Below are 13,035 nucleotides of genomic sequence, written 5' to 3'. Positions count from 1 at the left end.
TATTCCGGCTCCATCGGCAACTCCATGCGGTACATGGCTCTGGCCCCCCGCGACAACGCTCTGAAGGTCAAGGGCCTGAACAACGTGTTCTGCGGCGGTGAGAAGGCCGGCCTGCTGGTAGGTCACACCGAGGCCATTGTCACCGGTACTCTGGCTGGCCACAACGCGGTGCGCTGGGCTCTGGGCAAGGAACTGCTGGAGCTGCCCACCGATCTGGCCATCGGCGACGCGATTGCCTATGTCAACGAGCAGATGGAGACTGACGAGGGCATGCGCAAGAAGTACACCTTCTCCGGTTCTGTCTACTTCACCCGTATGAAGGAGCTGGGCCTGTACTCCACCGATATTCCTGCTATCAAGGCTAAGGTGGAGAAGGATGGCCTGACCGGCGTCTTCGCTCAGAAGCTGGTGTAATCGTCCAGTTAAAAAGGAAACGTATATTATTGTTATGACTCCAGGGGCGGCTATCAAATGATAGCCGCCCCTGGAGTTATGTGTGAGGGAAGGATACAGACGCATATCCCGAAAGGGGACCGCATAGGATAAACCAACAAAAATCGGGGGAGTGTTGCGTTTGTGAAGGGAAATATGGAGGAGCGGGCCGAGCGTCTGGCTGTGTACATTATAGAGAACCGGACAACAGTCCGCAGTGCCGCTGGAAAATTTGGAATTAGCAAATCTACGGTACATAAAGACCTCTCTGAGCGGCTCCCCATGTTTAACCGGACGCTGTATCTTCAGGTGAAAGGAATATTGGAAGAAAATAAGGCCCAGCGCCACATACGGGGAGGAATTGCGACACGAAAGAAATATAAGGGAGCCTAGCCGATGCGTTGACAGGGGAGAGGCAGAGGACTACAATAGGATAAAATCGGTCAGAGGAAAGGGCGAGGGAAGTGGAGATTCAGGGCCTGCAGAAGCTGACATTGTTGGACTACCCAGGAAAGGTGGCCTGCACAGTATTTCTGGGGGGCTGTGATCTGCGCTGTCCCTATTGCCACAACGGGGAACTGGTAGCCGCTCCGGCGCCGGCGGTCATGGATGACCGGGAGCTGATTGCCTTTTTAGGCAAACGCAGAGGGCTTCTGGACGGAGTTTGTGTCACGGGGGGGGAGCCTTTGCTGCGTCCCGGAATTGGGGCGCTGTTGGAGGAGATCAAGTCCCTGGGGTATCTGGTGAAGCTGGATACCAACGGTACCCATCCCGATGCTCTGCGCGGTCTTGCGGAGAAGAGGCTGGCAGACTATGTGGCGATGGACATTAAAAATTGCCCCTCCCGCTATCGGGAGACAACAGGCGTTCCCACACTGGATTTGGCTCCCATCCAAGACAGTGTGTCCTTCTTGCTCCAGGGCAGCGTGGACTATGAGTTTCGCACAACAGTAGTCCGGGAATTTCATGATGAGAATAGTTTCGCAGAAATTGGGCCTTGGCTGACAGGGGCGCGGCGCTATTATTTACAGTCCTTTGTGGACCGGGACACCGTGCTGCAGCCCGGGCTTCATCCCTGCACCCAAGAGCAGCTGGAGCGGTTTGCCCAGGTGGTGTCCCCCTTTGTAGAGCAGGTGGAGCTGCGGGGCGTGTGACAGAAAGAAAGACTTTGGCGAGGGTGACGAAATCACCCTCGCCTTTTTGACAGAAAAAACAAGATATTGTGTCTTATAAAAAATAGAGTTCCTATATATTGACGAGCTTGGGTTTGGATGCTATAGTATAAGGGCGCCGAATCGCCGGGGAGGAGCCCCGGCTTTTGAATGGCTGACGGAATGAATGTGGAGGAATTGCAGATGTACCAGGTGACAAAGCGGGACGGCGCCGCCGCCCAGTTTGAGATTGGAAAAATCAGTGCGGCCATTACCAAGGCCTTCGAGGCCCTGGACAAGCAGTATCATCCCAGTGTCATTGATATGCTGGCCCTGCGGGTAACCGCCGACTTTGAACCCAAGATCCGTGACGGCCGTATCGCGGTAGAAGACATCCAGGACAGCGTGGAGAAGGTGCTCTCCGAGGCCGGCTATGCCGACGTGGCCAAGGCCTATATCCTTTACCGCAAGCAGCGGGAGAAGGTGCGCAATGTCAACTCCGCTCTGCTCAACTACAAGGACCTGGTGGACGACTACCTGCAGATCAACGATTGGCGGGTGAAGGAGAACTCCACGGTGACCTACTCTGTGGGCGGACTGATCCTCTCCAATTCCGGCGCCATTACCGCCAACTATTGGCTGAGTGAAATTTACGACCAGGAGATCGCCAATGCCCACCGCAACGCGGAGATTCATATCCACGACCTGAGTATGCTCACCGGCTATTGTGCCGGCTGGAGTTTGAAGCAGCTGATTCAGGAGGGACTGGGGGGTATTCCCGGAAAAATCACCTCCGCTCCCGCCAAGCACCTGTCCACTCTGTGCAATCAGATGGTCAATTTCCTGGGCATCATGCAGAACGAGTGGGCGGGGGCCCAGGCCTTCTCCTCCTTCGATACCTATCTGGCCCCCTTCGTGAAGGTGGACAACCTCACCCAGAAGGAGGTCAAGCAGTGCATCCAGTGCTTTGTCTATGGAGTGAATACGCCCTCCCGCTGGGGCACCCAGGCTCCCTTCTCCAACATCACCCTGGACTGGACGGTCCCCAAGGATTTGGAGAATCTGCCTGCCATCGTGGGTGGCAAGGAGATGCCCTTCACCTACGGCGACTGTAAAAGAGAGATGGACATGGTCAATAAGGCCTTCATCGAGATCATGATCGAGGGAGACGCCAACGGCCGTGGCTTCCAGTACCCCATCCCCACCTACTCCATCACCCGGGACTTTGACTGGAGCGAGACGGAAAACAACAAGCTTCTCTTTGAGATGACCGCCAAGTACGGCACCCCCTACTTCTCCAACTATATCAATTCCGATATGGAGCCCTCCGATGTCCGCTCCATGTGCTGCCGGCTGCGTCTGGACCTGCGGGAGCTGCGGAAAAAGTCCGGCGGCTTCTTCGGCTCCGGTGAGTCCACCGGCTCTGTGGGCGTGGTCACCATCAACCTTCCCCGCATTGCCTACCTGGCCAAGGACGAGGCGGACTTCTACCAGCGCCTGGACAAGCTCATGGATATCTCTGCCCGGTCCTTAAAGACCAAGCGCACCGTGATCACCAAGCTGCTGGACGCCGGTCTGTACCCCTACACCAGACGGTATCTGGGCACCTTTGCCAACCACTTCTCCACCATCGGCCTCATCGGCATGAACGAGGTGGGCCTGAACGCCAAGTGGCTCCGGGCCGACCTGACCCACGAGGAGACGCAGGCCTTCGCTAAGGATGTGCTCAACCACATGCGGGAGCGTCTGAGCGACTATCAGGAGATGTACGGCGACTTGTATAACCTGGAGGCCACCCCCGCCGAGTCCACCACCTACCGCTTTGCTAAGCACGACAAGGCGGAATTTCCCGATATCATCACCGCCAATGAGAACGGCACTCCCTACTACACCAACTCCTCCCACTTGCCCGTTGGCTATACCGAGGACATCTTCTCCGCCCTGGACGTCCAGGATGATCTGCAGACCCTGTATACCTCGGGAACGGTGTTCCACGCCTTCCTGGGGGAGAAGCTCCCGGATTGGAAGGCGGCGGCCACTCTGGTTCGTAAGATTGCTGAGAACTATAAGCTGCCCTACTACACCATGTCTCCCACCTACTCCGTGTGCTCGGACCACGGCTACCTGGTTGGAGAGCAGCACACCTGCCCCTATTGCGGCAAGGAGGCGGAGGTGTACAGCCGAATCACCGGCTACTACCGCCCGGTGAAGAACTGGAACGATGGAAAGGCTCAGGAGTTCCAGGACCGCAAGGTTTATGATATCGGCCGTTCCCACCTGCGCCGGGCGGGGATCGCTGGATCTCAGGTGACGGTGGAGGGAATGGGCGTTCCCACCCCGGTGGGGGATGTAATGCTCTTTGCCACCCGTACCTGCCCCAACTGTGTCCAGGCGGAGAAATTGCTGAAGGAAGCGGGCATTTCTTACCGGAAGGTGCTGGCGGAAGAGAACCCCGATCTGGCGGTGCTGTACGGCGTACGTCAGGCCCCAACCCTGATTTTGGATGATGGAACCAATCCGGTAAAGGTGACCGGCTTGGGTGCCATACGCGGCTTTGCCCAGGAGAACCGGGCGGCCAGCGTGGGCTGAGGAGCGCCGGAGAGCGTTGCAATTCAACAGGGAATGAAGTATAATCAAAGCGGCCCTGCATGGCGGGGCCGCTTTGTTATCTAAAACCGGGAGCCCCCGCTGGGAAGCGGGCCCCAGATGGAATGAGACGAGGTGTTCCTGATGTATGACGTAATCGTAGTCGGAGGCGGTCCGGCCGGCCTGACTGCTGCCCTGTATGCCGCCCGGGCCGGCAAGGATGTGCTGGTGCTGGAGGGGGAGAGCACCGGGGGCCAAATTAACTTTTCTCCCCTGGTGGATAACTACCCCGGTCTGCCCGGCATGAGCGGAAGCCAGTTTGCCCAGACCTTGACCCAGCAGGCGGTGGACCAGGGGGTCCATATCCGCCCGGAGGCAGTGACCTTTCTGCGCACCCAGGGGGAGCTGGTGGAGCTGACCACAGAGAAGGGACGCTACACCTCCACTGCTCTGGTGCTGGCCACCGGAGTCAGCCACCGGAAGCTGGGGCTGGAGGGAGAGGACGAGCTGATTGGGGCCGGAATTTCCTACTGTGCGGTGTGTGATGGTGCCTTTTATCAAGACCGCCCGGTGGCGGTGGTCGGGGGCGGGGACACCGCCCTGCAGGAGGCGCTGTTCCTCTCGGCCCGCTGTTCCCATGTGACCCTGATCCACCGCCGGGACCTGTTCCGGGGGGAGCACCGGCTGGTGGAGCAGCTGCGGGAGCGGGATAATGTGACCTTCCTGCTCAGCCACCGGGTGGAGGAGTTGCTGCGAAATGAGGATGGCCTGACCGGGCTGCGTCTGGCCGATCTGAAAACCGCCGAGAAGAAGGAACTGGCGGTGGAGGGACTGTTTGTGGCGGTGGGCCAGGAGCCCCGCAGTGAGCTGTTTGCCAACCTGGTGATGACCGACGACAATGGATATTTTCTGGCCGGAGAGGACTGCGCTACCAGTCTGCCCGGGGTCTTTGCAGCAGGTGACTGCCGGGTCAAGTCGGTGCGCCAGCTGACCACGGCCGTGGGAGACGGAGCGGTGGCCGGCCTGGCTGCCAGCCACTACGTGGATGAGCACCGGAGCTGAGTCAGTGGAGTATTATTTTGCGCCCATGGAGGGGGTCACCGGTGCCATCTTCCGAAGGGTTCATCACCGGTACTTCCCTGAGACGGACTGCTATTATATGCCCTTTCTCTCGCCGACCCAGGACCATGTCTTCACGCCCCGGGAGCTGCGCAACGTGCTGCCGGAATATAACCAGGGGTTTCGGGCGGTCCCCCAGCTGATGACCAAAAATGCCCAGGATTTTTGTTGGGCGGCCCAAGCCCTGTTTGATCTGGGCTACGAGGAAGTGAACCTGAATCTGGGCTGCCCCTCCGGCACGGTTACCGCCAAGGGGAAGGGAGCCGGGATGTTAGCCGACCCGGAGGGATTAGAACGGTTTCTGGACGAAGTCTTCTCCCACCTCCCGGGAAAGGTTTCCATCAAAACCAGACTGGGGATGGAGTCGCCGGAGGAATTTCCCCGCCTGCTGGAGATATTCTCCCGGTATCCGGTGTCCCTTCTGATTATCCATCCCCGGGTCCGCCAGGATTTTTACCGGGAACCGGTGCGGATGGACTCCTTTGCCTGGGCTGTGGACCACTATTCCGGTGCGCTGTGCTATAACGGAGGGCTGAGAACAGCTTCCGACTGCACCCGGCTGTGCCGGCAATTTCCGCAAGTAGAGCGGCTGATGCTGGGCCAGGGCCTTCTGGCCAACCCCGCCCTCATCCGGCAGGCGAAGGGCGGGCCGGGAGCCAGTTTGGAAGAGCTACAGGCGTATCATCAGGAGCTGTACCAGGCCTACCTGGAGGCCTTTGGGAGCCAGAAAAACACCGTCTACCATATGAAGGAGCTGTGGCATTATCTCAGCCAGCTTTTTGTGGGCAGTGAAAAGGCCATGAAGCAGATTCGCAAGGCCTCGGACTGCGCCGGGTATGAGAGCGGTGTAGCGGCCATGTTCCGTCTGCCAAGGAAGGAAGAGATATAACCAACGGGCGTCTTCAAATGCAGACGCCCGTTCATTGTTTCTACAATCAGGGAGGAGTAAGGGGAGAGAATAGAAAAAAACCACGTCAAGGGTTAAGCCCCATAGGTACACAATGTGAACCTATGGGGCTTAACGCCGTGTATGGGAGAAATTAGGGCTTGTGGAGCACCACAGGCCCTAATTCTATTGGGCAGGGAAACCATCAGCTTTCGCAAAGCGGTAAGTTTTCTGCCCGCGGACTGCGGTGTATGGTCTGCAAAAATTGATTATAACGCATTTGCTGGAGAAAAATATTTCGGTGGCTTTTCAAACTGACCTGTGGTATGTTGTCTTGCTGCAAGGAGGTAGGACATATGAGCGACACTCTGAATCAACTCTACAACAGATTTTACACGCCTCTGCCCATGGCCGAGTGTGAGCAGGAAATTGAAGATTGCCATCGGCAACTCATTGAGCGATTGGAAAGGGCGGAGAGAAAATTGGTGCTACAGATCATAGATGCCCAGAATCTTATCACTGAGGAACGCTCCCTGGACAGTTTTCTCTGTGGGTTTAAACTGGCGTGGGAACTGGCATACGAACTGAATCACTTTGAAATGGACAGGCATCGCTTTCCGTCGGAAGGAACGGAAAAAGATGCCTGATTTTTATGAAAATTGGAGTTTGCTGCTGTTGAAAGTGTTGCAGCTCTCTTGCCTCTGGTGACTGGTTTGTTTTTCCTGTTGCATCAACCGAGGTGCCTGCCCAATTGGTAAGCCTTCTGTGGGTAAGATGAGTGATTCGTCGTGGAAGTGGTTTCGCAGCCGTATGCGGCTGCTGCTGGAGCAGCCGCACACGGAGAGGTATCGACTGAGGATGCTGGAGGGTAAACTATTCAGCATCGTTTTGAAGTCAACGATATTGAATACAATTTTGACAATCTCGGTGGTATTAACCTGTTGGTTAACACCAAACAACTAATCAGGACTTCCGCTGATGGCGTGCCGTGACTACAATAGTTCCGAAAGAAGGTGCCGCCATGTTTTCCAATCAACAGCTTCTCACACTTTTCCTGATTCTTACTATGGAACTGAGCCTTGCTTCCTGCGGAGCGGAGGGTACAACACAGCCCACCCCGGAAATGCCCGAACTCCGGCACAGGTGCAGGAAACACCGGAGCCTGCACCTGTGCCATCCTCGGAACCAGAGCTGGAGGTCACGGAGGGAACAGAGACCTATCGAGGCATCCAAATGGGCAATGTACTCCATGCCCGGAGGGGGACATTCATTATCACATCTATGTCCCGGACGGCTATAACGGCAGCAAAGCGTATGCTCTGTTCCTCACACTTCCCGGTTATGAGGGACTGTACTTCCAGGGCATGGGGCGAAGCCTATATAGCGAGAACTTTGCTTTTGAGGCACTGAATTATAACGACCACATGATTGTAGCTGTTCCACAGCTCAGCGGACTGGGGGGAGACTTCAATTGAGCAGACGATCGCCCTGACGGAGTATCTACTGGGTCATTACAACATCGACCAAGAGCGGGTGTAGGGTCATCTGAAAACTCCCGCTGCAAAGCGGCCTTGCCAAGTTTGTCGTTTTGTTCATGGTATGCCATGATAAAAACAACGCGGGCATCCAATACATATTCATGCTCAGCGCACCAGGTGCAGTAATATTTGGCAGCCCGGTGACCGTGACCTATATCCAATCCGTCGTTTATACGGCGAGAGTCATGAAAGCAGGCAGCCATAGCAAGGGCATCTGCGTCTTGTCCTGACAGATTTTCCCGTTGCGCAAAAAGCAGGCAGAAGAGCAGTACCCGGGCACAGTGTTCTTTTGTGTGCTGCTGACTATGTTGGAGGGAAAACCCCACCTGCTCTGTCAAAAAACGGGACCATATTTTGTAACGCTCTCGAACCAACGCCGGTATGTTCATCTTTCACACACCTCCCGGAGGGAGGAGAGAATGTCGCTCAGTGCTCCGTCCAGACCAAAGGCCTTGTGTTTGATGTTGTCTGCAATGTAGATCTCGCCCAGATTGATGGTAACATAGGTGGCGTTGGGCTCCTGATCCACCAAACGCATCAGCGGAGCTTTGATGAGCTGATTGCGCCATCCGATTCCCAATTCCAACACGACCAGCTTTTTTTCGTGATATTGGTTCAGAAAACCCTGGAATCTCTGCGTGGCGCCGTGGTCCGGAACCATATTCGGCCCTGCTGCCATATGAACCTCCATGGGGCCGTTGCAGCGGGGACAACGGGGCACCAAATCAGAGGGGATTCTGCCGTCCTGTTCCGCAGACACCATCCGCTCTGTCAACTCCAAAGTTGGATATAGGGTATCATGGCAGGGACGGGCGCACTGCATAGTCAGCCAGGTTCCCTCGATTTCATAAATCTTCTCCGACTCAAATCCGCTGCGTTCAAAGTGACATTCTCCGTTGGAGGTAAGGACGAAATAGTCCCTGCTGCCCACAATGGCTTTCAGGTCCTGCATGACCTGTGTGGGCTGATACTGTACGCAGTAGTGGTGGATGAGCCTGCTCCAGAAGGCCCACTTTACTTCTTCTGAAGGCCAGCGGGCTCCCATCCCATGCAGCAGGCACCGAAGGCCGTACTTGTCCTTAAAGTCGCCGAACAAATCCTCAAATGCCTGGTTATCTGCAAAGAGGTGCAGTCCTTCAGTTATGGACAGGCCATTGCTGGCTCCCATCAAGATGGCATCCGCTTTTTGGATTTTCTCTGCGACTGGTCTTAGATCATACATACCGAGTCTCCCTTTCCGGACATGTGTGCTGCCGCATCCTGTAAGACTGTGGCAATATCCTCTTTGATGGACCAACCCTTTTGCGATAATTCTTGGGGCAGAAGTGCGTCTTTTGGGTTGACCGTGATGTAATACGCCTGGGGGAGAGAATAAGTCAGGCTCCAAAAGGGTTCCTGGATGAACATGGGGGTCATGCGCCCCACCCCCAATTCCAAGAAGAGAATTTTTTTGTCCTGATTGGCGATCAGGAACTCATTGATCTTTCTGTATTCTTCCTTGTACTTCTTACCCTCCAAAAAGGTATAACCCCGCACCCAAGGCTCCATTTCCGCACCGCATTTGGGACACCGGGGGATCAATTCTGTTGGGATACAGAGATTTTCGTCAATTGCGTCGTTCATTTCATAAACCATCTCTTTGTTCCAGTAGATCTCGTCGTGGCAGCGGCGGCTGCACTGGTAATAGCGGGAGTCCCCTTGGATGGCGCTCAGCTTGTCTTCCGGTACCACGCGGGTAAACTGAAAGTCCTGGTTGGTGGTCATAATGTGGTAATTCCTGCCCTGGAGCAGCGTCATCAGGTCATAGTAGGGCTGGCCTGTAGGACATTCATACTCCATGTAACCCATTCGGGCCAGGAACGCCCAGTGTGCCTCCGGGGACGGATAACGGGAGTAAAAGCCATTGAATGCGCCAATAAATCCATATTTTCGGTGAAAATCTCCCAAGTATTGCTCAAATATCGCATCGTTTTGATAAAAGAAGTTGAAGCCGCAGGAAGCGGACATACCCGCCGCAGCGCCCACCAAAATTGCGTCGGCCTCAGCAATTTTTTCCAGCAAGACCTGCACATTTTGGCGGTGGACGGCGGAATCTATGGATGTGTTACGGTTCAGCAGCATAGTTGACATGGTACCTCCGACCTGTTATTATAATAATTACATGTCGCAAGCATATCATGTTATTTTATAAATTACAAGTAGGCAACGAAAAATTTTTTGAGGTGAGAGCATGAAATACTCTACCAAGTTGAGCGACGCACTTCATATATTAGCCTTTCTCAATATGGGAGCCGGACAGCGGATCACAAGTGCCAGAATCGCAGAAAGTGTAAAAACGAACCCGGCCTATATCCGGCAGCTGATGGTTGCATTGAAGAGTGCCGGTATTATCACCAGCTCACAGGGACAGGCCAAGGCGGAGTTGACCAGGCAACCCGGCGAGATCACCGTGTTGGATGTCTACCGGGCGATTGAGGGGAATAAGCCCCTGCTCCACTGGGATATTGATACCAATCCGGAATGTGGTGTGGGGATCTATGTGCAGCTGAGCATTGCAGACTTTTACCAGGAGATCCAGAAGGCTGCCGAACAAAAAATGCAGGCCATCACCCTGCAGGACATCATAGACCGGTACGGTAAGAAACTGGATGAACTGGAACAAAAGTCGGAGTGAGACCTTACCCCATGAGGAGATGTTGACAACGAACACGCAGAAAAAGATTGGATTGGTGGTGGAAGGCGGCGGAATGAAGTGTGCCTATAACGCCGGAATTCTGGATGCCTTTCTGGACGAAGGGATTACGTTTGATTATTGTATCGGCGTATCCGGTGGATCTGGCAATCTGGCTTCCTATCTGGCGGGGCAAAGAGGCCGGAATCTTCGCTTTTTTACAGAGCACATTCATTCACCGAATTACTTTGGGCTGAGAAGCCTGCTGAAAACCGGAGATCTGTTTGGACTGAAGTACATCTATGGTGAATTGACCCGCAGGGAAGGGGAAGATCCTTTGGATTTTCCCGCTCTGATGAAAAATCCGTCGGAGTACGAGATTGTGGTCACAAACGCGCTGACAGGATTGCCGGAGTACTATGGACGGGAAATGATGAAGCAGGACGATTACCGCCTGATCATGGCCTCCAGTGCCATCCCCGTTGCTTGCCATCCGGTGAAACTCAACGGGGTGCCCTACTTTGACGGAGGCCTTACCGATGCCATCCCGGCTCGCCGCGCCCTGGAGAAGGGGTGTGATAAGCTGGTGGTCATTCTCTCCAAGAACCGGGACTATGTACGAAAGCCTCAGGGCATGCGCAGGCTGTACCGGCGGGCCTGCCGCAGTTACCCCAACATTGTGGATGCCATTGATCGCCGTCATGTGGTGTACAACGACAACCTGAAAGATGTATTTTCTCTGGAGCGGGAGGGGACCGCCTTTGTCTTTGCTGCCAGTGAGCCCATCCATGTGGGGACTTACTCCATGAAAGAGGATGCGGAACGAAACCTGTATGATTTGGGGCTGCGGGATTTTGCCGCATGGAAAACCGATTTGTTGGAATTTCTGAGTATTTGACCATAAATGAGTATCAACAGAGGAAAGGTATGTAAAACGAACGATGGAACCAATGGAACTTTTGACAAGCAGTACGCCGTACAGCGCCTATAATTTTCATCTTCCTCAAAGTCTGAAGAAAAATGCTGAGCAGCTGTGCTGGGAGTATAATCAGCTGCCGCCCGGGCAGGAGGAGCGGCGCAGAGAGATTTTGGAAAAGCTGTTTGGTACATGTAATCCGAAAACCTTTGTGATGCCTGGCTTTCGCTGCGATTATGGATTCAATATCCATACGCACGGACTGGCGTTTATCAATTATAACTGTGTGATTCTGGATACTTCCCCGGTGCATATCGGTGCTAACACCTTTATTGCCCCCGGCGTATGTATCAGTTGTGTGGGCCACGCCATGGATGCCCAACAGCGGGCAGAGGCGATTACCACGTCAGCCCCCATTACCCTGGAGGACGACGTGTGGATCGGTGCCAATGCTGTGATATGCGGAGGGGTCACCATCGGGAAGGGCTCTATTATTGGCGCTGGGAGTGTGGTGACCCGGGACATTCCCGCGGGCGTTGTTGCTGCGGGAACACCCTGCCGGCCCTTAAGACCTGTTACGGAGGCAGACAAGATCGACTTGCATACCGTTTCCTTTTAAAAAACGCCGGAATGATTTGAACGATTGTCAAACCATTCCGGCGTCTCTTGTTGTTTTGGAGAACTCTTGGAAAGCCTCTTGCTCAAGGGATATATTTCATGCCCCACTGGGAGATGGCGTAGAAGATGGGCAGCAGATCCGTGCCCTTTTCCGTCAGGGAATACTCCACCCGGGGCGGGATCTCATTATATTGCTCCCGGTGTACCAGACCATCCCCCTCCAGCTCCTTCAATGCGTTGGTGAGCATGGTGTTGGTGATCGGTTTGAGCATCTTCTTCAGTTCGCCAAACCGCATGGGAGACTGGATGCACAGCTCATAGATGATCTGGAGTTTCCATTTTCCCTGGAGCATCTGGACCACTGGTGTGACCGGGCAGTTTCCGTTTTCAGTCAGGATAACGCTGCCCACTCGTTTTTGAAATTCCTCATAGGTCATGGATTGATTCATAACGCAGCCCTCTCCGTCGGTATGGTTTTTCGTACCAAGTACAAATAATCTGCGTACTTGCACCGTTATTTCTTCTAAGTATAATAATTATATCGGCATCAAAATGGGATGTCAATGACAGAACTAATTGAAAGTGAGGCGCTGATTTATGAAAGAACTGAACATTATGGAGGCCACTGTCTATACCTCCCCCAATCCCCTGACCCTGATCTGTTCCCAGAATGAGGACGGCACCACGAACCTGGCCCCCATCTGCTTCGTGTCCTACCTGTCCTTCAACCCGCCCATGGTCGGCTTTGCCGCCGGCAAGCAGTCCCATACCGGCAAGCGGGTGCGGGAAACCGGCAAGGTGATCGTGACCGTTCCGGGGGAGAGCCTGGCCAAGGCCGTGGTGGCCTGCGGCAGTTCCACCGGTGCCACCTGCCATAAGGTAGAGGAAAACCACATTGAGATGACCTCGGTAGAGGGCAGCGACATTCAGATTCCCGCGGATACCCGCCTTGCTATGGTAGCTACTTTGCAGCAGGCTGTAGAGGTGGGCGACCATATCCTGCATATCTGCCAGGTGGATAAGTTCCTGGGTGATGAGAGCAAACAGGGCCTCTATGCCTGGAATGGCTTTGGAAAAGTAGCCCCTGCGGTAGAAGGCTAAGAAAGAAAAGAACTGGG

The 13,035-nt window shown here is 54.6% G+C and carries 15 protein-coding genes; 11 read left to right on the top strand and 4 right to left on the bottom strand.

Annotation, left to right across the window (positions count from 1 at the left end; all coding sequences use genetic code 11):
- From B5E43_RS13765 to B5E43_RS13735, 7 genes are all read left to right on the top strand, one after another.
- A partial coding sequence (locus tag B5E43_RS13765; protein WP_206406987.1) for an FAD-dependent oxidoreductase occupies positions 1–414 on the top strand: 414 nt, incomplete at its 5' end.
- Positions 415–576: 162 nt separating this feature from the next.
- Complete coding sequence (locus B5E43_RS13760; protein ID WP_087397626.1) at positions 577–825, top strand: sporulation transcriptional regulator SpoIIID; 249 nt, start codon at positions 577–579, stop codon at positions 823–825.
- 71 nt (positions 826–896) lie between these two features.
- Positions 897–1,586, top strand: coding sequence for an anaerobic ribonucleoside-triphosphate reductase activating protein (locus tag B5E43_RS13755; RefSeq protein WP_087397625.1), 690 nt, complete (start codon positions 897–899; stop codon positions 1,584–1,586).
- Between the two features lie 201 nt (positions 1,587–1,787).
- Positions 1,788–4,172, top strand: a complete 2,385-nt coding sequence (locus B5E43_RS13750) for a ribonucleoside triphosphate reductase (RefSeq protein ID WP_087397632.1) — start codon at positions 1,788–1,790, stop codon at positions 4,170–4,172.
- Positions 4,173–4,313: 141 nt separating this feature from the next.
- Positions 4,314–5,231: an FAD-dependent oxidoreductase gene (locus tag B5E43_RS13745; RefSeq protein ID WP_087397623.1), complete on the top strand. Its 918-nt coding sequence runs from the start codon at positions 4,314–4,316 to the stop codon at positions 5,229–5,231.
- Positions 5,215–6,177 carry a tRNA-dihydrouridine synthase family protein gene (locus B5E43_RS13740; RefSeq protein WP_242964842.1) on the top strand — a complete coding sequence of 321 codons (963 nt, stop codon included), beginning with the start codon at positions 5,215–5,217 and terminating at the stop codon, positions 6,175–6,177. The genes B5E43_RS13745 and B5E43_RS13740 overlap by 17 nt, the downstream gene beginning before the upstream one ends.
- Positions 6,178–6,530: 353 nt before the next feature.
- Positions 6,531–6,821, top strand: coding sequence for a DUF6809 family protein (locus B5E43_RS13735; RefSeq protein ID WP_087397622.1), 291 nt, complete (start codon positions 6,531–6,533; stop codon positions 6,819–6,821).
- 764 nt (positions 6,822–7,585) lie between these two features.
- On the opposite strand, the gene B5E43_RS14970 is transcribed toward B5E43_RS13735, so the two are convergent.
- Genes B5E43_RS14970 through B5E43_RS13725 form a run of 3 tightly spaced genes read right to left on the bottom strand, consistent with a single transcriptional unit; the run spans position 7,586 to position 9,833 of the window.
- Complete coding sequence (locus tag B5E43_RS14970; protein ID WP_143383018.1) at positions 7,586–8,101, bottom strand: HD domain-containing protein; 516 nt, start codon at positions 8,099–8,101, stop codon at positions 7,586–7,588.
- Positions 8,098–8,934 carry an NAD-dependent protein deacetylase, SIR2 family gene (locus B5E43_RS13730; RefSeq protein ID WP_242964841.1) on the bottom strand — a complete coding sequence of 279 codons (837 nt, stop codon included), beginning with the start codon at positions 8,932–8,934 and terminating at the stop codon, positions 8,098–8,100. The genes B5E43_RS14970 and B5E43_RS13730 overlap by 4 nt, the downstream gene beginning before the upstream one ends.
- A complete protein-coding gene (locus B5E43_RS13725) occupies positions 8,922–9,833 on the bottom strand; it encodes an NAD-dependent protein deacetylase (RefSeq protein WP_087397620.1) in 912 nt (303 codons plus the stop codon). Before B5E43_RS13725 ends, B5E43_RS13730 begins: the two co-directional genes overlap by 13 nt.
- Positions 9,834–9,942: 109 nt before the next feature.
- On the opposite strand from B5E43_RS13725, the gene B5E43_RS13720 reads away from it, so the two are divergent.
- The 3 genes from B5E43_RS13720 to B5E43_RS13710 are packed head-to-tail and all read left to right on the top strand — an operon-like array spanning position 9,943 to position 11,918.
- Positions 9,943–10,386, top strand: a complete 444-nt coding sequence (locus tag B5E43_RS13720; RefSeq protein WP_087397618.1) for an Rrf2 family transcriptional regulator — start codon at positions 9,943–9,945, stop codon at positions 10,384–10,386.
- A gap of 19 nt (positions 10,387–10,405) precedes the next feature.
- Positions 10,406–11,281, top strand: a complete 876-nt coding sequence (locus B5E43_RS13715) for a patatin family protein (RefSeq protein ID WP_087397615.1) — start codon at positions 10,406–10,408, stop codon at positions 11,279–11,281.
- 43 nt (positions 11,282–11,324) lie between these two features.
- Complete coding sequence (locus B5E43_RS13710) at positions 11,325–11,918, top strand: sugar O-acetyltransferase (RefSeq protein WP_087397613.1); 594 nt, start codon at positions 11,325–11,327, stop codon at positions 11,916–11,918.
- An 82-nt stretch (positions 11,919–12,000) separates the two neighbouring features.
- Here the strand turns inward: B5E43_RS13710 and B5E43_RS13705 are convergent, their stop codons facing one another.
- On the bottom strand, positions 12,001–12,366 hold the full coding sequence (locus B5E43_RS13705) for a helix-turn-helix domain-containing protein (RefSeq protein WP_087397611.1): 366 nt from the start codon (positions 12,364–12,366) through the stop codon (positions 12,001–12,003).
- Between the two features lie 148 nt (positions 12,367–12,514).
- Between B5E43_RS13705 and B5E43_RS13700 the strand changes: the two genes are divergently transcribed.
- Positions 12,515–13,018 carry a flavin reductase family protein gene (locus B5E43_RS13700; protein WP_087397609.1) on the top strand — a complete coding sequence of 168 codons (504 nt, stop codon included), beginning with the start codon at positions 12,515–12,517 and terminating at the stop codon, positions 13,016–13,018.
- Positions 13,019–13,035: the final 17 nt, after the last annotated feature.

It is taken from the genome of Flavonifractor sp. An100 (assembly GCF_002161175.1).
Taxonomy (GTDB): domain Bacteria; phylum Bacillota; class Clostridia; order Oscillospirales; family Oscillospiraceae; genus Lawsonibacter.
Note: the sequence above shows the minus strand (reverse complement) of the source record. Positions and strands in the feature narration are given on the sequence as shown.